17 protein-coding genes are annotated in these 21,573 nt (G+C 75.1%); 9 read left to right on the top strand and 8 right to left on the bottom strand.

Features of this window, described 5'->3' with window-relative positions; translation table 11 throughout:
- Positions 1-63 precede the first annotated feature (63 nt).
- The 7 genes from ABD343_RS25145 (at position 64) to ABD343_RS25115 (ending at position 8,777) form a co-directional block, all read left to right on the top strand.
- On the top strand, positions 64-2,718 hold the full coding sequence (locus tag ABD343_RS25145) for a sensor histidine kinase (protein ID WP_344531596.1): 2,655 nt from the start codon (positions 64-66) through the stop codon (positions 2,716-2,718).
- A gap of 32 nt (positions 2,719-2,750) precedes the next feature.
- Entirely contained in the window at positions 2,751-3,164 is a 414-nt protein-coding gene (locus ABD343_RS25140; RefSeq protein ID WP_344531595.1) for a roadblock/LC7 domain-containing protein, read from the top strand.
- 10 nt (positions 3,165-3,174) lie between these two features.
- The gene (locus tag ABD343_RS25135) at positions 3,175-4,410 is read left to right on the top strand and encodes an ABC transporter substrate-binding protein (RefSeq protein ID WP_425578263.1); all 1,236 of its coding nucleotides are present in this window, start codon (positions 3,175-3,177) and stop codon (positions 4,408-4,410) included.
- A 15-nt stretch (positions 4,411-4,425) separates the two neighbouring features.
- A complete protein-coding gene (locus tag ABD343_RS25130) occupies positions 4,426-6,471 on the top strand; it encodes a branched-chain amino acid ABC transporter permease (RefSeq protein ID WP_344531594.1) in 2,046 nt (681 codons plus the stop codon).
- Positions 6,468-7,274, top strand: coding sequence for an ABC transporter ATP-binding protein (locus ABD343_RS25125; RefSeq protein ID WP_344531593.1), 807 nt, complete (start codon positions 6,468-6,470; stop codon positions 7,272-7,274). The genes ABD343_RS25130 and ABD343_RS25125 overlap by 4 nt, the downstream gene beginning before the upstream one ends.
- Complete coding sequence (locus tag ABD343_RS25120; protein ID WP_344531592.1) at positions 7,253-7,951, top strand: ABC transporter ATP-binding protein; 699 nt, start codon at positions 7,253-7,255, stop codon at positions 7,949-7,951. The genes ABD343_RS25125 and ABD343_RS25120 overlap by 22 nt, the downstream gene beginning before the upstream one ends.
- 61 nt (positions 7,952-8,012) lie before the next feature.
- Positions 8,013-8,777 (top strand): hypothetical protein, encoded by a 765-nt coding sequence (locus ABD343_RS25115; protein WP_344531591.1) that lies wholly within the window; start codon positions 8,013-8,015, stop codon positions 8,775-8,777.
- 18 nt (positions 8,778-8,795) lie between these two features.
- Here the strand turns inward: ABD343_RS25115 and ABD343_RS25110 are convergent, their stop codons facing one another.
- Complete coding sequence (locus tag ABD343_RS25110; protein ID WP_344531590.1) at positions 8,796-10,022, bottom strand: FAD-dependent monooxygenase; 1,227 nt, start codon at positions 10,020-10,022, stop codon at positions 8,796-8,798.
- A gap of 224 nt (positions 10,023-10,246) precedes the next feature.
- Here ABD343_RS25110 and ABD343_RS25105 point away from each other — a divergent pair, with 224 nt between their 5' ends.
- Positions 10,247-10,891 (top strand): DedA family protein, encoded by a 645-nt coding sequence (locus ABD343_RS25105; protein WP_344532233.1) that lies wholly within the window; start codon positions 10,247-10,249, stop codon positions 10,889-10,891.
- On the opposite strand, the gene ABD343_RS25100 is transcribed toward ABD343_RS25105, so the two are convergent.
- The 7 genes from ABD343_RS25100 to ABD343_RS25070 form a co-directional block, all read right to left on the bottom strand.
- Positions 10,800-11,387: a TetR/AcrR family transcriptional regulator gene (locus tag ABD343_RS25100; protein ID WP_344531589.1), complete on the bottom strand. Its 588-nt coding sequence runs from the start codon at positions 11,385-11,387 to the stop codon at positions 10,800-10,802. The two genes, ABD343_RS25105 and ABD343_RS25100, sit on opposite strands and share 92 nt — an antisense overlap.
- 180 nt (positions 11,388-11,567) lie before the next feature.
- Positions 11,568-12,473: an ECF transporter S component gene (locus tag ABD343_RS25095; protein ID WP_344531588.1), complete on the bottom strand. Its 906-nt coding sequence runs from the start codon at positions 12,471-12,473 to the stop codon at positions 11,568-11,570.
- Positions 12,470-14,074 carry an ABC transporter ATP-binding protein gene (locus tag ABD343_RS25090; protein ID WP_344531587.1) on the bottom strand — a complete coding sequence of 535 codons (1,605 nt, stop codon included), beginning with the start codon at positions 14,072-14,074 and terminating at the stop codon, positions 12,470-12,472. Before ABD343_RS25090 ends, ABD343_RS25095 begins: the two co-directional genes overlap by 4 nt.
- Positions 14,071-15,309, bottom strand: a complete 1,239-nt coding sequence (locus tag ABD343_RS25085) for an energy-coupling factor transporter transmembrane component T (protein WP_344531586.1) — start codon at positions 15,307-15,309, stop codon at positions 14,071-14,073. The genes ABD343_RS25090 and ABD343_RS25085 overlap by 4 nt, the downstream gene beginning before the upstream one ends.
- A 26-nt stretch (positions 15,310-15,335) precedes the next feature.
- A complete protein-coding gene (locus tag ABD343_RS25080; protein WP_344531585.1) occupies positions 15,336-16,001 on the bottom strand; it encodes an SCO2322 family protein in 666 nt (221 codons plus the stop codon).
- The gene (locus ABD343_RS25075) at positions 15,998-17,266 is read right to left on the bottom strand and encodes an SCO2321 family membrane protein (protein WP_344531584.1); all 1,269 of its coding nucleotides are present in this window, start codon (positions 17,264-17,266) and stop codon (positions 15,998-16,000) included. Before ABD343_RS25075 ends, ABD343_RS25080 begins: the two co-directional genes overlap by 4 nt.
- A gap of 584 nt (positions 17,267-17,850) precedes the next feature.
- Positions 17,851-18,843, bottom strand: a complete 993-nt coding sequence (locus ABD343_RS25070; protein WP_344531583.1) for an ArsR/SmtB family transcription factor — start codon at positions 18,841-18,843, stop codon at positions 17,851-17,853.
- A gap of 320 nt (positions 18,844-19,163) precedes the next feature.
- Here ABD343_RS25070 and ABD343_RS25065 point away from each other — a divergent pair, with 320 nt between their 5' ends.
- The gene (locus ABD343_RS25065; RefSeq protein WP_344531582.1) at positions 19,164-21,563 is read left to right on the top strand and encodes an Hsp70 family protein; all 2,400 of its coding nucleotides are present in this window, start codon (positions 19,164-19,166) and stop codon (positions 21,561-21,563) included.
- Positions 21,564-21,573: the final 10 nt, after the last annotated feature.

Here is a 21,573-nt window from a genome sequence, read left to right as displayed (position 1 = left end):
AAGCACGACAGGTGTTGTTGTGTCGCAGAAGTTCCCGTCCCGACCAGGCGGGAGGACCACGCCGTGAGGATCGCTCCCCGGCTCGTCCTGCTGGTCGCGGTGCCGCTGGTGGTCGCCGTCGCCTTCGCCGGGCGCGCGCTCACCCCGGCCACCAGCCAGGCCCTCCAGGCGAACCGCCTGACGACGATGATCGAGGTCGCCGCCTCGGCGGCCGAGCTGACCCACGCGCTCCAGCGCGAACGCGTCGCCGCCACCTCGCTGGTGGCCTCGCAGGGGACCACGGCGCGCTTCCAGAGCCGCACCAAGACCACCGACCGCAGCATCGAGCGGTACCAGGAGCAGCGCGGCCGGGTCTCCTCGACGCCCGAGGGCAGCGGTGCCGCGCTGGAGCGGATCGACCGTTCGCTCGCCGAACTGCCCGCGCTGCGCGCGCAGGTCAGGTCCGGCAGCGGCGCGCTGTCCTCGCTGGCCTTCGGCTACCGCATCGTGGTCGCCGACCTGATCACCTACCGGGACAGCATCGCGCAGGCCGAGGGCGTGGACCCCGGCATCGCCGACCGTATCCGCGCCGCGGCGGCCCTCTCCAAGGCCGCCGAGCACCTCGGCCAGCAGCAGGTCGCGGTGGCCCGCGCGCTCGACGGCGGCGGGCTCACGCCCGCGGCCCAGCGCTCGTTCGACGCCACCCGGCTCGGCTACACCGAGGCCACCGGCGACGTCTACACGCTCGGCCCCTCCGAGTGGCGCTCCTGGCTCGAACGTTCGCTCGCCGGGCCCAAGGCCCTCGCCGCGCAGCGGATGGAGGACGAGGTCGGCCGCAGCGCCGCCGGCCGGCCGCTCACGCTCTCCTGGAAGAAGTGGGAGGCGGCCTCCACGGAGCGGCTGTCGATGCTGCGCGGGGTCGAGCGGCGCATCGACGCCGCCGTCCTCGACACCGCGAACGAGAAGCGCACCACCCTCATCTGGTGGGCCGTCGGCGAACTCTGCGCCGTGCTGCTCACCCTCGCCGTCGCGCTCGGCATCGCCTACCAGCTCGGCCGCGCCATGATCCGCCGCCTGCGCCACCTGCGGAACGCCGCGCACGACGTCGCCCACAAGCGGCTGCCCGAGGTCATGACGGACCTTTCCCAGCCCCGCGCGCTCGGCGGCGCCACGCCCGAGCAGGTCGCCGAGCGGGCCGGGAGTCCGCTGCCCTCGACGGGCAAGGACGAGATCGACGAGGTCGGCCAGGCGTTCAACGCGGTGCACTACGAGGCCGTGCGGCTCGCCGCGCAGCAGGCCGCCTCCCACGAGCAGTTCGCCGACACCCTCGTCGGCGTCGCCCGGCGCGGCGCGGTGCTCACCGGCGTCATGGCCTCCCAGCTCGACCAGGTGCAGCGCGAGGAGCTGGACCCCGAGCGCATGGACGTGCTGTTCGCCCTCGACCACCTCGCGATCCGCATGGACCGCAACACCAACAACCTGCTCGTGCTCGGCGGCCACGGGCGCGGCAAGGTCCGCACCGCCGACGCGCCCTGCACGGACGTCGTCTTCGCCGCAGCGCAGCAGATCGAACGGTACGGGCGCGTGACCCTCGGCCATGTCGAGCCCGGCCTCGGCATCGCCGCCCGCTATGTCGACGACGTCGCCCATCTGCTGGCCGAACTCCTCGACAACGCCACCCGGTTCTCGCCGCCCGACACCAAGGTGGGGGTCGCGGCGTGGCGGCTGTGGGACCGCGCCGTGGTGCAGATCGTGGACGAGGGCGTGGGCATCCCGGAGGAGCGGCGCCTCGCGTTCAACGCACGCCTGGCCGAGCCTCGGGCCGACCTCGGCGCGGCCGTGCGCTCCATGGGCCTGCACGTCGTGGCCCGCATCGCCGGGCGGCACGGCATCGCGGTCGAGCTGCGCGTCTCCTCGGGCCCCGGCACCATCGCGGAGGTCACCCTCCCGGAGAAGTGCCTCGCCGAGATCGCCCGCGCCCCCGGCGTCCTGGGCGGAGCGGGGACGGCCCCCGGCGCGGGAACGGGCGTACGGGACAGGGCCGTACGGGAGAAGGCCGTACGCCGGAAGGCGGCCGAGGTCGCCGCGCGGGACGGCGTGCCGAAGCCGTCGGCGGCCCTGGAGAAGCGGACCCGCGCGGACGCGCCGGGGCAGGGGGACCACCCGGACGCCGCCGGTCACCCGGACGGGACCGGCGAGCGGGCGGACGGGACCGGCGAGCCGGCGGACGTGCCGCGCTCCGGGCCTGTCGGACCTGCCGGGCCCGCCGGACCGGTCGTGACGGCTTCCCCGACGCCGCCCCTTCCTCCCCGCCCGCCTCGGGAGCGCGGCGTTGGCGAGGAGAAGGAGAGCGCCGGGACAGGGACCGGGGCCGGGACCGGCTCCGGTTCGGGCTCCGGGGGCGGGGCGCCGCGCCGCGTGCCGCGGCCCAGGACCGAGGTCCCCGCCGAGGCCAGGGTCGCCGGATTCAGCTCGTCCGGGCTCCCGATCCGCCGGCGCCCGCTGCCCGAGGAGCGGCCAGGGGCCGCGGCGCAGCCGGGAGCCGAGCGCGGCAGGACCGGCGGCGGCGCGAAGGGCGGCACCAAGGGCGGCGGGTCCAGGACCACCCCGCCGCGCCGCCGGGACTCCCGGCAGGTCTCCGACGTCCTCGCGGCCTACGCGCAGGGCATCAACCGGAGCACGCGCAACAGAGGCGGCCGTGAGGCGGGTGCCTCCGCCCACGACGCAGACGACAGGTAGCAGACGACAGGTAACGGAGAACAGAGCACTTCATGACCACCGATTCCGCCAGAGACCTCAGTTGGCTGCTGACCGACTTCGCCCACCGCGTCCCGGAGGTGACCCAGGCCATCGCCGTCTCCGTCGACGGGCTCGCCCTGGCCTACACGGGGCTGGAGCAGGACGACGCGGACAGGCTCGCCGCCATCGCCTCCGGCATCGTCAACCTGCTGTCCGGCGCCGCCCAGCTCATGGAGGCGGACCCCGTGGAGCACAGCCTGACCGCGATGGAGGGCGGCTACCTCTTCTCGATGGCCGTCTCCACCGGCGCCTCCCTGCTCGTGACCACCACCAGGGAGGCGGACATCGGCGAGGTCAGCTACATGATGTCCGAACTGATCAACCAGGTCGGCGACGCGCTGTCCCCCGCCATGCGCGAGTCCGGCCAGCAGCCCGCCTCGTCGTAGGCGCGATCGAATGGGAGCCCTCGTGACAGTGAACGTACGCAGATCCAGCCGTGCCGCACGTGGCGCGCGGCGGACCGTCTGGGCCGCGGGTCTCGCCCTGACGCTGACCGCCGTCGCGGCCTGCGGTGGCGGTGGCGCCGGGTCGGACGGCGACAAGAAGGTGAAGATCGGCCTGCTCGCCTCGCTGTCGGGCACCTACAAGGCCGTCGGCACGGACATGCGCGCCGGGTTCGAGCTGTACCTGGACACCCACGGCAACAAGCTCGGCGGGCGCGAGGTCGAGCTGTCCGTCGGGGACGAGGGCGACGGGCCGCCGACCGCCGTGCCGGCGGCCACCAAGCTGATCAAGAAGGACCGGGTGGACGTCCTCACGGGCATCGTCGGCGGCGGCTCGTTCAACGCCGTGCTGCCCCTCACCAAGCGGAACAAGATCCCGCTGGTCGGCTCGAACGGCCGCCCCGAGGTCAAGGACGTCAGCAACGTCTGGCACACCAGCTATCTGTCCGACGAGCCCGGCGAGGCCATCGCGAAGCACGTCGAGAAGAAGGTCGACGGTCCCGTCTACGCGATAGGCCCCGACTACCAGGGCGGGCACGACGAACTCCGGGGCTTCACCGAGGCGTTCAAGAAGGCGGGCGGCAAGCTCGCCAACCCCGACGGCAAGACCCGCTGGACGCCGTTCCCCAAGACCACCAACTTCACCCCCTACTTCTCCGACATCAAGAAGTCCGGCGCCAAGGCCGTCTACTGCTTCTACGCGGGCAAGGCCGCCATCGACTTCGTGAAGCAGTACGCCCAGTCCGACGCCGCCGACCTGCCGCTGTACTCGGCCGGGTTCCTCACCGAGGGCAGCACTCTGCCCGCGCAGGGCAAGGCCGCCAAGGACATCTACTCCTCGCTCAACTACGCGGCGGACCTCGACAACGAGGCCAACCGCAAGTTCGTCGCCGACTGGACCGCCGAGCACGACTCGTCGCCGACGACCTACGCGATGTCCTCGTACGACGCCGCCGCCGTCCTCGACAAGGCCATCGCCGAGGCGGGCAAGGGCGGCAAGGAGGTCACGTCGGAGAGCATCAACAAGGCCATCGGCGGGCTCGGCCAGATCGAGAGCCCGCGCGGCACCTGGGAGTTCGGCGACCGCACCCACGCGCCCGTACAGAAGTGGTACCTGCGCCAGGTCAAGCCCGACGGCAAGAAGCTCGCCAACGTCATGGTCGAGGATCTCGCCACGCTCGGCGACTGAGCGGACGGGCTCGACGTGGGGGTACTCGACGCGCACTTCGTCCCGGCGGTCGACGGCGTGGCCTACGGGCTGCTGCTGTTCGTCGTCGCCGCCGGGCTGAGCCTCGCCTTCGGCACGGCGGGCGTGCTGAACCTGGCACACGGCACGCTCTACGCCGTCGGCGCCTATACGGGCGCCGAACTGAGCGACGGCACCTGGGGCGGGCTCGCGCTCGGCCTGGCCGTGGGCACGGCGGGCTCGGCCGCCGCCGGAGTGCTGCTGTCGGTGGCGACCGCGCCGCTGTCCAGGCGCGGCCACCTCGCGCAGGCCCTCCTCACGTTCGGGCTCGCGCTGATCGGCGGCAACCTGCTGATCGAGTTCTTCGGCGCGGACGAGATCCCGGTACGGGTGCCGGAGGCGCTGGACGCCTCGACGACGCTGCTCGGGCACCGGTATCCGACGTACCGGCTGGTGTTCGTCGTCATGGCCGTCGTGCTCGCGGGCCTCGGTACCTGGGTGCTGACCCGCACCCGGGCCGGGGCCGCGGTGCGCGCCGCCGCGGACGATCCGCAGATGCTCGCGACCACGGGCATCGGGCCGCGCGCGGTCCACACCGGGGTGCTGGCGGCGGCGGGCGCGCTCGCCGGTGCCGCCGGGGTGCTGGGTGCGCCCATCGTGGGCCCCGGGCCCGGTACGGCCGACACGGTGCTGATGCTTTCGCTCGTGGTCGTGGTGCTGGGTGGGCTGCGCTCGCTGTGGGGCACCCTGCTCGCCGCCGTCGCGGTCGGCGAGGTCCAGACGCTCGGCGTCTCCCTCGCGCCTGACTGGGCCCCCTACTTGCTGTTCGCCGCGATGGCGGCGGTGTTGACGGTCCGCGCCCGACGCGGGGCGATCCCGGAACCCGGCGGCGGGCCCGGCCCTGTGCGTACCCGGCATCGGCGGCTGCGCTTGCCAGCCCTGCTCCCCCAAGCTCTTCGAGCAGGGAGGTACCCCCAAAGGCAGACCTCCCAAGCACAGAGGGGAGACGCAGAGGTGCCCCGTAAGGGGCGCGGGGAACTGCGCGACCAGCCACGACGCGCTCGCAGCCCGCGAAGCAGTCGCGGGGGCAGTCTCCTCGCGGCCCTCGGGGAGAGGGCAACGGTACGGGCGGCGGCGCCCCTGGTCGTGCTGATCGCGGCATGCGCCGTCGTGCCGTACGTGCTCGATGAGTACAGCGTCACCCTCGCCGGGTACGCCCTCGCACTCGGCCTCGTAGCCGTGAGCGCGGGCATCATGACGGGGTACGCCGGACTGCCCACGCTCGGACAGACCGCGCCGTTCGCGGTCGGCGCGTACGCGACCGCGCTGGCCGCCGACGCCGGGTGGACGACGGGAGTCGCGCAGCTCGCGCTCGCCGGGGCCGCCGCGGCGCTCTTCTCGGCGGTCACCGGACCCGCGGTCATCAGGGCCCGCGGCACGACCGTACTCATGATCACCCTCGCCGTCGGCGAACTGACCAGCACCGCCATCGGGCAGATGAAGTCCGTGACCGGCGGGACGGACGGCCTCGCCGGGTTCCCGGCGCCCGTACCGCTGTGGGGACTTGAGGAGCTGGCCGACGAGACCGCCGTCTACGGCTACGTCCTGGCCGCGACGGCGGTCGTCCTCGCCGCGGCCCTCGTCCTGCTGCGTTCGCCCGCGGGCACGCTGCTGACCGGGACGCGCGGCGCGGAGGCGCGGATGCGGGCCTCCGGGCACCCCGTGGCGCGGTACCTGCTGCTGGCGCACATCGGCGCGGGCGTCCTCGCCGGGGTCGGCGGCTCGCTGATGGTCACCGTCCAGGCGTACGTCTCCCCGGCGGACGTCGGCTTCGAGATCGCCGCGCTCGCGCTGCTGGCCGCCGTCATCGGCGGCACGACCTCCGTCGTCGGGGCGATGCTCGGCGCCGGGCTGATCGTCTTCACCCGCGACTGGCTCTCCGGGGCCTGGCCGGGACACGGGCCGCTGCTGCTGGGCGTGCTGTTCGTGGTCGCGGTGTACGTGCTGCCGCGCGGACTGGCGGGCGTACGGCTGCCGTTCGCCGCCCGTGAGGAGGCCGTATGACGGACGACTCCGGGCTCGTACCCTCCGGGCTCGCCCTCTCCGGGCTCACCCGCCGCTACGGCTCCCTCACCGCCGTCGACGGCGTCTCCCTCGACCTCGCGACCGGCGCCCGGCACGCGGTCATCGGGCCCAACGGCGCGGGCAAGTCCACCCTGCTGAACCTCATCGCCGGGACGGCCCGCGCGCAGCGGGGGCGGGTCGTCCTCGACGGCCGCGACCTCACGCGCGCCGGACCGGCCCGGCGCGGGCGGCTCGGCATCGCCCGCAGTTTCCAGCAGCCGTCCGTGATCGCGGATCTGACGGTGCGCGAGAACCTCGTGATGGCCGTCTGGCGGCACCACCCCCGGCGCCGGGGCGCCTGGCGCAGCCCCGGCCGGTACCGGGAGTGCGCGGCCGAGGCGGAGCGGCAGTTGGAGGCCGTGGGGCTGCGCGACCTCGCCTCCGCGCCCGCCTCCGCGCTCTCCCACGGCCAGCGCAGGCTGCTCGACCTGGGCGCGGCGCTCGTCGCCCGGCCGCGCGTGCTGCTGCTGGACGAGCCGGCGGCCGGGCTCACGGACGAGGACGTCGAGCGGTTCGTGGAACTGCTCGGCGGGCTCCCGGACGAGGTCGCCGTGCTGCTGGTCGAGCACAACACCGAGCTGGTCGCCCGCCTCGCCGACACCGTCACGGTGCTGGTCGAGGGCCGGGCGCTGGTCACCGCGCCGACGGGGGAGGCGCTGAGCCACCCCGCCGTGCGCGAGGCGTACCTGGGGACCGCGGCGGCGGAGGAGGACGACGAGCCGTGCTCGAACTCAGCGGACTGACCGCCGGATACGACGGCGGCACCGTCCTCCACGGCGTCGGCCTCTCCGTGCCCGAGGGCACCGTGCACGCGGTCGTCGGGCACAACGGCGCGGGCAAGAGCACCCTCGTGCACGCCGTCGCCGGGCTGCTCGCTCCCGCCTCGGGCACGGTCCTCGTGGACGGCGCCGATGTGACGGGCCGCCCCGCGCACCGGGTCGCGCGCGCCGGTGTCGGGCTCGTGCCGCAGGGGCGGCGGGTCTTCGCCGGGCTGACGGTGAACGAGCATCTGCGGCTCTCGTACCGGGGGAAGGGCGACTGGACGCCGGACCGGGTCCTCGGACTGCTGCCGGGCCTCGCCGGGCGGCGCGGCCACCGGGGCGCCCAGCTCTCCGGCGGCGAGCAGCAGATGCTCGCGCTCGCCCGCGCGCTGCTGGGCGCGCCGCGCGTGCTGCTGCTGGACGAGCCGACGGAGGGGCTGGCGCCCGTCGTCGTACGGCGCGTGCGCGAGGTGGTCGTGACGCTCGCGGGGGAGGGGATGACCCTTCTCCTGGTCTCCCCGAGCCCGGGGTTCGCGGCCGCGTGCGCGGACGAGGTGAGCGTGCTCACCGCGGGGCGGGTGACCGGCCGGTTCTCCGGGCCGGAGGTGCGGGCCGACCCCGAACGGCTGCGTGAGGCACTGGCGTTGACCCGCCCCTGACCCATTTCTGTGAACCGCTGACCCGATTTCTGTGAACCGCAACCCGAGGAAAGGTGACACCGTGCGACACCCTGCCCTGGATCCCACCGAACAGGCCGAGATATGCGCCGAGCTGGGCGGAGTGCTCCGCGGCGGCCTCCCCGACGGCTGGGCGAAGGCGACCCTCCGCTGGGCCGAGCTGGCCGTGGGCGGCTCGTCGGCTTCCCTCGCCGTCGTCGCGGAGGACGGCAGCAGCCTCACTGCGGCGGGCATCCCGAAGGGCATCACCGAGCTGTGCCGGAAGCTGCGGCTGGGGATGTACTCGGAGACCGGCGGCACCTGGTTCACGCTGACGTACACGATGTCCCCGGAGCGCTACTCGGTCCAGTACGACTACGACAACGAGCCGGACGCGCCGTCCTTCACGCCCGAGAACTACGCGAAGGACCTCGCGTACTTCCCCCGCGCGGAGGAGAACGTCCCGGACTGGCTGCGGAAGAAGGTGGACGGGCTCCCCAACGTCTACGGGGCCGTGCACCCGGAGGCCGAAGGCCCCGACGGCGCGCTGAGCCCCACCCTGCACGAGTTCGTCACCACCTTCGAGCAGGCGGGCTGGGAGACGGGCCCGAGCGACCGGTTCCGCGGCGAGGCCGCCGTCTCCACCGATTGGGCCCGGCTCGGCACGCTCTCGCAGCCCGGCCTCATCCGCTTCGCGGGCCAGGTCGAGCCGGAGCGGTGGGAGGAACTCCACGCCCTGCTCACGGGGTTCGGGTGGAACGTCGGCATGTCGTGCTACGAGCCCCGGGGCGGAGACCTCGTACGGGAGTTCCCGAGGCCCGGGGCCTAGGGCTTTCCCAGGGATTGCCTAGGGCCTGCCCAGGGCCTGGCCGCCGAAGCCGCTGCTGCGGGCGTCGCCCTGGTGCTGACGCTGCCACCACGCCTCCAGGTCCGGCTCGCTCATGGCAGCCCAGTCCGGGGTCTCCTCGACCTGGGCGCGGCCGAGGCGGCGGCCGAGGGCGACCATCGTGGCGCCCACGGAGGTGCGGTCGGCGTCGTACGCGGCGAGGACCTCCGCCAGGTCGCCGCCGCCCGCGCGCCAGGCCGCCTCCAGGGAACAGGCGTCCTGGAGCGCCTTCACGCTGCCGCCGCCGGTGTGCGGGCGGGCGACGGTGGCCGCGTCGCCGACCAGCAGGAGACGGCCCGTGGCGTAATGGGGCACCTCCATGTCGTAGATCGGCTGGACGAGCGTGTCCTCGGCCGGGGTGCTCAGCACGCACTCCGCCCAGACCGGCGGGAAGTGCTCGGCGACGAGCGCCCGGAGGTGCTCCGTGAGGTCCTCGGTGAGACGGCCCGGGGGGAGCGAGGTGGGGGTGCGCAGGTCCGGCTGGGTGCCGTCGAGCGGGGGCGGCACCGTGTACAGCACCCAGTTGACGCGGTGCTCCCCGTCGGGGCCCGGGATGCGGTAGATCATGCAGTGGCCGCCGGGGAAGACCACGATGCGCGCGTCGGTGCCGGGGCCCTCGCCGGGGGAGCTGCCGCGCCAGGCGAGATAGCCGGAGTAGTCGGGGCTCAGCTCGGGGAACATCGTGTTCCGGACCACCGAGCGGTAGCCGTCGGCTCCGATCACCGCGTCGAAGCGCTCCGTACGGCCGTCGCCACCGTCGCCACCGTCGTCCCGGAACCGCAGCGTGACGCCGTCGGCGTCCGGCTCGACGGCGGCGACCTCGGCGCCCGTACGGTAGTCGACCTCGTCGGGGACCCGGCGGCGCAGCTCGTTCCAGAGGGATCCCCAGCCGTAGGCGCGGAACGGGAAGGGGTGGGTGGCTATCGCGCGGCCCTCGGGGGAGTCCCCGTCCCGGACGGTCCATATCCGGCGGTTCAGTTCGGCCCAGGGCATCGCCGCGTCGACGTACCCGGCGGCCTCCAGCTCCGCGTAACGGTCGTCGTGGAGGCTCACCCCGACGCCCCGGGAGCGGAGTTCGCCCGCGGCGCGCTCCAAGACGGTGACCTGCGCGCCGCCGCCCCGCGAGACCGCCAGGGCCGCCGCGCACCCCGCGACACTGCCGCCCACCACCGCCACGTTCAGCACCATGCTCGACTTCCTCCGCGACGCTCCGGGTTCTGGTCCTGGTCCGATCCCCGCACAAGATCGTAGAGGCCGGGGCGCTCCGCCGTGGGGGAGTGCGGAAAACCGCACCCCGGCCGTACGGCCTCCCGGGTACAGCGAAGGATCGTCCTTTGCTTATCTTTTACCTTATGCTGATCGACATCGCCGCCGAGGAAACCGGTGGCATCGCCGGGTGGGCCGCCGGGCTCATGGAGTCGTTGGGTGCCATAGGCGCCGGAATCGCCATCGCGCTGGAGAACCTCTTCCCGCCCCTGCCCAGTGAAGTGATCCTGCCGCTCGCCGGGTTCACCGCGAGCGAGGGGGACCTGAGCCTCGTCGCCGTGCTGGTGTGGACGACCGTCGGCTCGGTCGTCGGCGCCCTCGCGCTCTACGCGGTCGGGGCGCTGCTCGGCCGCGAGCGCACGGTGGCGCTGGCCGCGCGGCTGCCGCTGGTGAAGGTGTCCGACATCGAGAAGACCGAGCGCTGGTTCGCGCGGCACGGCACGAAGGCCGTCTTCTTCGGCCGGATGATCCCCATCTTCCGCAGCATGATCTCGGTCCCCGCGGGCGTCGAACGGATGCCCGTGCCCGTCTTCCTGCTCCTCACCACCGCGGGCAGCGCCCTGTGGAACGCCCTCTTCGTCCTCGCCGGGTACGGCCTGGGCGCGCGCTGGCACGAGGTCACGGATCTGGTGGGGCTGTACTCGAAGTTCGTGCTCGCCGGAGTCGCCCTCGCCGTCGCCGTGTTCGTCGCGCTGCGCCTCACGCGGGGGCGGGGCGCCCGGCGCCTGACGCGTCGAGAAGCGTCGCGGCAACGGCGCGCGCGTCCAGAGCAGGCGCCGCGGTCCCGCTGACGTGGGCGCCGCTCAGCGCCCCGTCGAGCAGCAGCGCGAGCTGCGCGGCCAGGGTCTCGGGGTCGCGCGCCGCGGTGGTCCCGGCCAGGTGCCGCAGATAGCGGCGCAGCGCCGACTTGTGGTCGCGCACCGCGCGCACCACGCCCTCGGAGCCCGAGGCCAGCTCGCCGTACGCGTTGAGGAACGCGCAGCCGTGGAAGTCGGCGCCCTGGGCCCAGGCGTGCAGCCAGTCGAAGACCCCGAGGATCCGCTCGCGCGGCGACTCGATGCCCGTCAGATACGCGGACAGCTCGTTCCGCGCCCACTCGTCCCGCGTCCGCAGATACGCCTCGACCAGCGCCGCCTTGGAGGGGAAGCAGCGGTAGAGCCGCTTGAGCGAGACTCCCGCCGCGTCCCGGATCCGGTCCATCCCGACGGCCTGGATCCCGTGCGCGTAGAACAGCCCGTCGGCGACGGCCAGTACGCGCGAGCACTCCGCGGCATCCTCGGTCTCCATCCCCGTCCACTCCCCGTCCGTAGGCCACCGCGCTTGAGAACGTGCGTTCTCTAGACTACGGTCCCTCCCGGGAGAACGGGCGTTCTCTTGCCTCGGAGGCAAGAAGGCGAGAGACGCCCCGACCCCGCCGGGGGGCGGGAGCCGTGTTCCCGTCGCTCGGGGGAGGACGGGAACACGGCGTCACCGGCACGCGGGAGGCGTCCCGCCCGTGGACTCCGCCGAAGCCGCCGGGGCCGCCGAGGCTGCCGAGGCCTCCGAGACCCGCTCCGTGAAGACGGGGCTCGCGTCGAACGCCGCGCGGCGCGTCGCCCGGCGCAGCGCCCGCAGCACCGTGCCGCCCAGCGTGAGCGTCAGCACAACGGTGAGCAGCGCCCGGGGCACGTCCCAGCCGAGCGAGGTCGCCAGGACGTACGCGACGAAGCGGACCAGGTTCTCGTGCAGCGGATCGCCGGGGACGAACGAGATCCCGGAGCCCAGGCCCGCGATGTACGGCCAGCCCTGGAGGTTCATCACCAGCCCGTAGAGCAGCGCCGCGACCGCGCCGTACGCCGCCAGCATCAGCAGTTCGCGCCGCCCGCGCAGCCGTTCGGGCCCCGGGAGGAGGCCCGCGCCCATCGAGACCCAGCCCATGGTGAGCATCTGGAACGGCATCCACGGGCCCACGCCGCCCGTCAGCAGCGCCCCCGCGAACATCGAGACGGCGCCGAGCACGAAGCCGAACCCCGGGCCCAGCACCCGCCCGGAGAGCACCATCAGGAAGAACATCGGCTCCAGGCCCGCCGTCCCCGCGCCCAGCGGACGCAGCGCGGCGCCCGCCGCCGCCAGGACGCCGAGCATCGCCACGGCCTTGGCGTCCAGCCCCGTGTCCGCGATCGTCGCCACGACGACCGCGAGGAGGAGGGGCAGCAGCGCCGCGAAGAGCCAGGGCGCGTCCTGCGAGTGGGCCAGCCCCGAGGTACGGCTCGCGAGCAGCGGCCAGCCGAACGCGGCCACGCCAATGGCGCTCGTCAGCCCCAGGGCCGTGACGGAGCGGGGGCCCAGCCGGATCGCGCGCACGCCGCGACCGCGTCCGCGTATGTCCCTCACAGCGCCTCCCGTACCTGCGGCACCGTCAGCCAGGGCTCCGGTGCCAGGATCTTGGAGGTCTGCGGGGCGAAGGCCGGGGACGAGGTGACGATCTCCCCCGTCGGGCCGTCGGCGACGATCTCGCCCTGGGCCAGGATCACCACCCGGTGCGCGACCTCTGCCGCCAGCTCGACATCGTGCGTGGCCAGTACGGTGCCGTGGCCGCGCGCCGCGAGGTCCCGCAACAGCGCCACCAGGCGGGACTTGGCCGCGTAGTCGAGGCCGCGCGTCGGCTCGTCCAGCAGGAGCAGCGGCGGGCCCGCCGTCAGCACGATCGCCAGGGCGAGCGCCAGCCGCTGGCCTTCCGAGAGGTCGCGGGGGTGCGTGCCGTCGGGGATGCCGGGCAGCAGCTCCGAGACCAGCGCGCGGCAGGTGCCGGGCTCCGCGCCCGCGTCCCGGTCCGCCGAGGAGCACTCGCGCGCGACCGTGTCCGCGTAGAGCAGGTCGCGCGGCTCCTGCGGTACGAGCCCGGCGTGCCGGAGGAGTTCGGCGGGGCGCGTACGGTGCGGGGCCGCGCCGCCGACCGAGACCGAGCCGGAGGTCGGCGCGTGGAGGCCGACGAGGCTGCCCAGCAGCGTGGACTTGCCCGCGCCGTTGCGGCCCATCAGGGCGACCGTCTCCCCGGCGCGCAGCGCGAGCGTCACCTCGTGCAGCGCCGTGACCCGCTCGCGCAGGAGGGTGAGGCGCGCGGTCTGCGCCAGTACGGGGGCCTCGGGGGCCGGCGCGGGCGCGGCCGGCGGGGTACGGCCTTCGAGCCGCGCGCGCAGGGGCGCGGCCCGGCGGCGGGCGTCCCGCACCGACAGCGGGAGCGGCGACCAGTCCGCGAGGGCGCCCAGCTCGACGACGGGCGGGCGCACCGGCGAGACCGCCATCAGCTCGGCGGGGTCGCCGAGCCGGGCCGGGGCGCCGGGGGAGGGCAGGAGCAGCACCTGGTCCGCGTACTGCACGACCCGTTCGAGCCGGTGCTCGGCCATCAGCACCGTGGTGCCCAGGTCGTGGACGAGGCGCTGCAGGACGGCGAGGACCTCCTCGGCCGCGCCCGGGTCGAGCGCGGAGGTCGGCTCGTCCAGGACGAGCACGCGCGGGTGCGGGGTGAGGACGGAGCCGATCGCCACGCGCTGCTGCTGGCCGCCGGAGAGGGTGGCGATCGGGCGGTCGCGCAGCTCGTTGAGGCCCAGCAGGTCGAGGGTCTCCTCGACGCGGCGGCGCATCGTGCCCGGCGGCAGGCCCAGCGACTCCATCCCGTACGCCAGCTCGTCCTCGACCGTGTCCGTGACGAAGTGGGCCAGGGGGTCCTGGCCCACGGTGCCGACGACGTCGGCGAGTTCGCGGGGCTTGTGCGTACGGGTGTCGCGGCCCGCGACGGTGACCCTGCCGCGCAGGGTGCCGCCCGTGAAGTGCGGGACGAGGCCGCTGACGGTGCCGAGCAGTGTCGACTTGCCGACTCCTGAGGGGCCGACGAGGAGACACAGCTCGCCCTCCGGGATGTGGGCGTCCACGTGGTGGAGGGCGGTTTCCGTGGCGTCCTCGTAAGTGACGCTGACGTTCTCGAACCGGATCATGGGTTGGGCTCTTTCCCGGGACCGGGCAGGGGCTGCCCCTTGCTGAATCGCCGCGGGCTGCGGGCGGGTGAGGGTTGCTCGCGCAGTTCCCCGCGCCCCTTCGGGGCGCTTCTCGGGGCGTTTCCCGGGGCGCTCCTCTGCGGAGAGTCCGGGGTCGGGGCCACCGCTGCCGGGAGGAGACCGAGGAGGATCATCGCGGCCGGGAGCAGAGGGAGTTCCGGGGCCGTCAGGGGGACGGCGGGTGGGTGGAGGTCGGCGTCGGTCGTCAGGAGCGCCGCCGCCACCGCCGCGCCCGACGCGGTGACCAGCCAGGCCCGTACGCCCCACCGGTCGGGCCGGTAGCGGGTACGGACCGTGCGGCGCCCGCCCAGCGCGAGCCCCGCCAGCGCCAGGACGAGCCCGCCGAGCAGCACCGGCAGCCCGAACGACGCGCCCTCCGAGGCCAGCAGCCCGTACGTGCCCGCGCACACGCCCAGCAGCCCGCCCACCGTCAGCGCCGCCGTCGTACGGCGCACGGCGCGCGGCACCCGGGCCGTACGGCCGTAGCCGCGCGCGTCCATCGCGGCGGCGAGCGCGACCGAGCGCTCCAGCGCGCCCTCCAGGACCGGCAGTCCGACCTGGAGCAGCCCGCGCAGGCCCCGGTCGCTCCGGCCGCGCAGCCGCCGGGCCGCGCGCAGCCGCTGCACGTCGGCCACCAGGTTCGGCGCGAACGTCATGGCGACGACCACCGCGACCCCCGCCTCGTACAGCGCGCCGGGCAGCGACTTGAGGAGGCGGGCCGGGCTGGCGAGGGCGTTCGCGGCGCCGACGCAGATCAGCAGCGCCGCCAGCTTCAGCCCGTCGTAGAGCGCGAAGACCATGCCCTCGGCCGTGACCCTGCCGCCGACCCGGACGCCCCGCGCCCACTCGGGCAGCGGCACCTCGGGGAGCGTCACCAGGACGTGCGTCCCGGGCACCGGCGAGCCGAGGAAGAACGCGAACACCAGCCGGATGCCCAGCACGAGCAGCCCGAGCTTCAGGAACGCGCCGTACGAGCGGGCCCACGGCGCGTGCGTACGGCGCGCCGCGACGACGTAGCCCGCGACGGCGATCAGCAGGCCGAGCAGCAGCGGGTTCGTCGTGCGCGAGGCCGCCGTCGCGAGACCGAGCGCCCACAGCCACCACGCCCCGGGGTGGAGCGAGGTGGAGCGGGTCGCGAGGGGCGCGCGCAGCGCCCGGGCCCGGGGTCCGGCCATGCGGGCGCCCCTCACCTCCTGCGACTTCACCGCCTGCGGCGCGCCTGCCAGAGCGCCGCCGCGCCGAGCACGGCCACGGCGGCGACGCCCGCGGCGATGCCGAGTCCCGAGGACATGCCGCCGTCGTCGTCCTTCTTCTTCCCCGGGGAGCTGTCGCCGCTGTCCTTGCTCTCCTCCTTGGACGCCTGCTCGCCGCAGCCCTTGCGGGGGTAGCCGTCGATGGCGCACAGGAGGGAGTCGGAGTTGTAGCGGAGCGGCTCGGCGACGGCCGCGAGCGCGTCGGCGGCCGAACCGTCCTCGTCGATCCGCGCGCACGCCGTCCGCGCCCGGGGCGGATCCTCCCCGCCGGGCGCGTCGCCGCGCGTGCCGAAGTCGAGGCGCAGCGCGACCCGCTTCGTGCCGGACTTCTCCTCCGTACGGGCGCACGCCGCGTCGAAGGCGATCTCGCCGCGCGGCCGGGTGGCGTCCGCGGAGTCCTCGCTGACCGCGAAGCGGAAGCCGAGCACGTCGCCGTCGCCGGGGCGCAGCAACGAGGGCCCCTTCGTCGCGTACGCCCAGCCGCCGTCGTCCTTCTTCCGCTCCCAGAACGACCAGTAGCGGTAGCCGTCGTCGGCCGCCTGCGCCGTGCCGCCCAGGGGGACGGCGAGGAGCAGCGCGCCCAGGAGGGCGGGCAGGACCCGGGGGCGCCTCACAGCGACTGCTTCTTCCGGCGGCCGCTCAGCAGGATGCCGATGCCCGCGCCGACGGCCACGCCCACGACGATGAACGACCAGGTCGGCAGGGAAGAGCCGCCGTCGTCGTCCTTCTTCTCCTCGCCCTTGTCCGCGTCCTTCTCATGCGACGGCATCGCGGCGGGCTTCGGGCCGGTGGCCGCGAGGCGCTTCAGCAGGTCGGTGCCGCCGAGCTGCGCCGGGTCGCCGTCGGTCGTGGCGCGGTTGGCGAGGATCAGGATGCCGAGCGCCGCCGGGTCGTCCTCGGCCTTGTCCCACTTGCCGAGGTTGTCGCCGAGCCAGTCGAGGGAGGTCTTCGCCTCGTCCTTGTGACCCGCCGCCGACAGGGCGATCACGGCGTCGGCGGTGTTCGCGTAGTCCGGCTTGCCCTTGCCCTTGGCGCCGGGGGTGGCGGCCTTGAGATAGCCGCCGTTCTTCTTCAGCGTGGCGGCGAGGTACTCGGCGCCCTTGTCCGCCTGCTTCTTCGGGGAGGCGCCGTGCCCCTCCTTGTCGCCGGTCAGCTTGAGGTCCTGGCGCATCCCGGCGAGCACCGCCGCGGCCGTGGCGTCGTCGTTCGGGTCCAGCTCGTCGCCCTTGCCGGGCTGGTACGCGAACGCGCCGTACGCGTCCTTCTTCGCGCCCTTGGTGTCCTTGTCGATCTGAAGGGAGAGCAGCGCGTCGAACGCCGTCTTCCCCTCCTTCTTCCACTCGGTCGGATTCACGCCCGCGGAGACGAGGGCGCCGACGACGACGGAGGCCGAGTTCGCGTCGGAGGGGCTGCCGGGGTTGTAGCCCCAGCCGCCGTCTTTGTTCTGGACGGACTTCAGCCAGTCCAGGGCCTTGTCGGTCCCGGCGTTCGGCCCGCCGATCGAGGCGGACAGGGCCTGGACGGCGACGGCGGTGGCGTTCACGTCCGCCGGGGTCTTCTTCGCGTCGCACTTCGCCTTGGGGTCGGCGCGGTACGCGGGGAACGAGCCGTCCTCGCACTGCTGCGTCGACAGCCAGCTCACGGCCTTCGGCGAGGGCTTGGCGCCCGCGGCGTCCAGCGCCAGCAGCGCGACGGACTGCCGCCACACCCCGTCGAACTTCGGGTCGGCCTTGCCGTACAGCTCCGGCGGCGTCTTCTCGTCGGCGACGGCGGTGGGGGCGGCCGCCACTGCGGTCGCTGCCGCTGCTGCCGCGCAGAGCGCGAGGGGGGCGGCGACGGCCACGGAGAAGCGGCGGCTGCGGCGCTGGCGCGGGAACATGCGGGTGCCTTTCGCTGACGGTGACGTGACGGGAGCGGGCCGCAGCCGTGCACGGCCGTCCCGCCACGCGGGTCCGCGCGGCGGCACACCGGGCTCGGCTCCGTATACCCCGACGGTGCCGTGCGGTGCCCCGCTCGGCGGGGCACCGCAGGAGCCTGTGCCTCCGGGCGGGCGATCCGGCTCGCGGCGTCGCGGGGACGCTCGCCGCTCACGGTTGCGGGTCAGCGCCGGATTCCCACCGGCTTCCCCCGAACGGAGACGCTGTCTGTCCCCGCCACTTTAGCCGCACGCCCGTGAGGGAGCGGCCCCAGGTCGCCCAGCCCCCCTGCGGCTCCGCCGCGCGTGCGCGCCCGCTGCAAGACTTCGGGGCTTGCCCACTAAGGGGGCGCGGGCCTGTATCCAATTTGCGGCTCCGCCGCGTGGGCGCGCCCGGTCACAACACACCGGGGCTTGCCCCTCCAGGGGCGCGGGGAACTGCGCGACCAGCCACGGCGCAGTCGCAGCCTGCGATGCGCGCAGCGGGGCAGCCCGTAGCCAGCCCCGAGGTCCGCGCACGCGGCAAGGGAGCCTCGGGAAAGGAGGGGCTACTGCAGGCTGCCGTGTTCGGCGGCGTGGATCAGGGCTCGGCCCTGAGCCGTGACGCTGTGAAAGGAGCGGCCTCCTTTACGGACAGTAACCAGCAGTCCGTTCTCCCGCAGCACAGCCGTGTGCTGACTCACCGCAGGCCCCGTCACATCGAGCAGACGGGCCAGCTCCGTCGTGGAGGAGCCGCACCCCGTGGCCCGCAGAAGCGCCGCCCGCGTGCGGCCGAGCAGCTCGCCGAGGCCGTCGCCCGTAGGCGGCCCGCCGTCCCCGCGCTCGTGGGAGACCGGATAGACCAGCACGGGCGGGCGTTCGGGGTCGGCGAGGGAGACCGGCGCGGGCCAGCAGAAGTAGGAGGGCTGGAGGAGGAGGCCGCGCCCTTCCAGGCGCAGCTCCTGGTCGACCGGGTAGGCGACCTCCAGCACCGGTGGCCGCCAGCGGAAGTGCGGTCCGAGGGAGGCGAGCAGCCCCTCCGCGCCGCCGTCGAGCAGCGCGTGCAGCCGCAGGTTGCGGTCGGCGTCGACGTGCGCGTGGACGCGGGACCAGTAGGGCGCGACGGCCGTGTCGTAGTACGCGCGCACCGCGCCGCCCAGGCGCCGCAGCGGTTCGGCGCCGCTCCGCCCTCCCGCGTCGGCGAGGGCGCCGGCCCAGCGCGGCACGCGCCCGTGCTCGGCGGCGAACCGCTCCAGGTCGGCGGCGAGCGTACGGCGCGGGGTGCTCAGCATGGTGTCCACGGCGGCGTCGAGCGCGGCGGGTTCCCGGGTGCCGGGGGTGAGGAAGTCGGGGGAGTAGCCGCAGGGCGGGAGGAGGGAGGCGAGGAGCCTGCTCTCGGGCCCGAGCCGGGGCCGTACGGCGTGCCGCCAGGTGCCGAAGACGGCGCGCCCGTCGCGGCGTTGGAGCGTCTGCACGCTGTTGGTGATCTCCCACAGGGCGTCCGGCTCCCTCGCGACGCGCAGCCGCGCGAGATCCTCGGCGGTGAAGACGACCCGCAGCATGACACTCCTCCGTACCGCCGCGGCGCCGGTGGTGGGGGCACACGGCAAGTTCCCCTGTGACAAGGGGAATTTAGCCGTGCCTACCGCCGCTTGTTCGCCCGAACGGCCAATCGCATGCTGAACGGTACGGACGCGGGGAGCGGCGGCCGGTCCGCCGCGACGGCGGCGGCAGGGGGACGCGGCGGTACGCGCGGCACGGCGCGGACCTGCCGCCTTCGCGTGCTCGCGCGGCGCGGGGCGATCCGGGAGCCGGCGGGGTGGATCCCCCTCCCCACCCCGCCTCCGGGAGTTCGGACGGTAACGGGGGGGGCGGGACGGTCATGCGGGCATCCGACGGCGCGAGCCGGGATTCCGGTACGGACGGTGGCGAGGGCGGCGGGGGCGGCGACGCGGAGAGCGGTGCGGGGAGCAGCGGCATACGGCTCGGCATCGACCTCGGCACGACGTCCAGCGCCGTCGCGGTCGTCGGCGCCGACGGCGTACCGCGCACCGTCCTCAGCCACGAGGGCCGCGCCACCACGCCGACCGCCGTCTGGATCCCCCGCGAGGGCGTCGTGCACGTCGGACGGCGGGCCCGCGCGCGTACGGGCAGCGCCCCGGGCGACGCGCACGCCGGGTTCAAGCCCGACCTCGGAACGGTGGGCGCCGAGCGGCACTTCGCGCGCGCGGGCGTCGCGCTGACGCCCGTGGAGCTGTGCGCCGAGGTGCTCAGGTCGCTGCGCGACGACGCCGCGCACCGGCTGGGCGGCCCGCCGGAGTCGGCGGTGCTCACGGTGCCCGCGTCCTTCACCCTCAACCAGTGCGCGGCGGCCCGCGCGGCGGCGGAGCTGGCGGGGCTGGGGCCGCGCTGCGCGCTGGTGCGGGACCCGGTCGCCGCGGCGCTCGCCCACGAGCCGCACGCCCACGCCCCCGGCGGTACGGGCCACTGGCTCGTGCTCGACCTGGGCGGCGGCACGTTCGACGCGGCCGTCGTCACCCGGCGCGACGGCGTGCTCCGGGTGCGGCACCACGCGGGCGATCCGCACCTGGGCGGCAGGGACCTCGACCGTGCCGTGGTGGACACGCTGCTGGCGCCCGCCGTCGCAGACGGTGCCGGGCTCGCCGGGTTCACCCGCGACAACCCGGTCTGGCGCGGCGACTTCGCCCGGCTCGGGGCCGCCGCCGAGGCGGCCAGGGTGCGGCTCTCGCGCCAGGACTCGGTCCGGCTCGTGGCCGAGCTGGGCGACGGCGCGGGCGGCGTCGTCCCGTTCGAGTACACCCTCACGCGCGGCGCGCTGGACGATGTCGCCGCGCCGTTCTACGCGCGTGCCGTCCGCGCGGCCAGGGAGGCGCTCGCCGAGGGCGGGCTCGTCCCCGACGACCTCGACGGCCTGCTGTGCGCCGGCGGCGTGACCCTCGCGCCCGGCCTGCGCGAACTGCTGGCCGACCCCGCCGAGGGGCTCGGCGTGCTCGCCGTACCGGGCCCGGATCCGCTGACGGCGGTCGCGCACGGCGCGGCACTCCTCGCGGCGGAGGCGTGGACGGAGGGGGAGAAGCACGGCGGGACTTCGCGCGCGGGGGAGCGCGCGCCGAGGCCCGCCGGTGCGGCGGCACGGGTACGCGTCGACGCGCCCGTGCTGCCGCACACCCTCGGCATCGGCCTGCCCGACGGCAGCTTCGCGCCGCTGCTGCGCAAGGGCAGCGTCCTGCCCGCGACGGGCACCCGCACCTACCGCACACCCGTACCGCTGCGGCGGGGCGGCGGCGGGGCCGGGGGCACCTCGGGCGCCGACGTCCTTCTCATCCCCGTCGTCGAGGGCGAACGGGGCCGCGTCGAGCGCAACACCACCGTCGGCACCGTCGCGATACGGGCCCGCGAGGGGCGCGCCGGGCTGCCCGAACGCAGCGACGTGGATGTGACGTTCGAGGTCGGCGTCGACCATACGCTCACCGTGCGGGCCGATGTCCCGCTCGCCCGTTCCCGGTTCACGGCGGAGGGCGGGCCCGCGCCCGTACGGCCGCCGGGGCAGGCGGCGCTGGAGTGCGTGCTGCGCGAGGCGGGGGCGCGGCTGGCGCGGCTGCGGGCCGAGGCGGAGGACGCCGGGATCCTGTCCGCGGCGCGGCGCCTCGCCCGGCTCGCCACGGAGCGGCTGAGGGAGGACGCGCGCGACCGCGTCCGCGCGGCGGCGGGCGGCGAACCGGGCGCCGCCGCCGGGGCGGCGGCAGGGCTCCGCCGCCTCCAGGCCGAACTGGACGCGGTCGAGGGCGCCCTCCGCGTCCCCCGCCGGGCGCGCGAGCTGCGGGAGCTGCTGGCGGAGTGCGAGGACCAGGCCGCCTCGCAGGGCGACACGGACGACCGCCAGGAGCTGGACCACCTGTGCGCCCACGCGGACACCGTGCTGCGCGGCTGGAACAGGGCCGGGGGCGGAGCGGGGGAGGGGGACGCGGACACCCTCGCCGAACTGCTCGACAGGGCACGGGAGTTGCGCGTACGGCTGCTGGGCAAGGGCGGCGACTGGGAGACGACGCGCTTCCTGCTGCTCTGCGACGCGCGCGACGCGATGGCCTCCCGCGGCGAGGCGGACGCCCTGATCGCGCGGGGGCGGCGCGCGGTCAAGGCGGGCGGCGGCCCCGAACTCGCCGCGATAAGCGACCGGTTGACCCGCCTCCTGCCGCAGGACGTCAGCGGCGGCGCGCGTACGGACGACACGGAGCACGGGAGGGGCACGGGAGGCCCGTAGGCCCGCCCGC

The organism is Streptomyces albiaxialis, assembly GCF_039530985.1.
Taxonomy (GTDB): Bacteria; Actinomycetota; Actinomycetes; order Streptomycetales; family Streptomycetaceae; genus Streptomyces; species Streptomyces albiaxialis.
The sequence above is the reverse complement of the archived record's forward strand: the minus strand, read 5'-3'. Positions and strand labels throughout refer to the sequence as shown.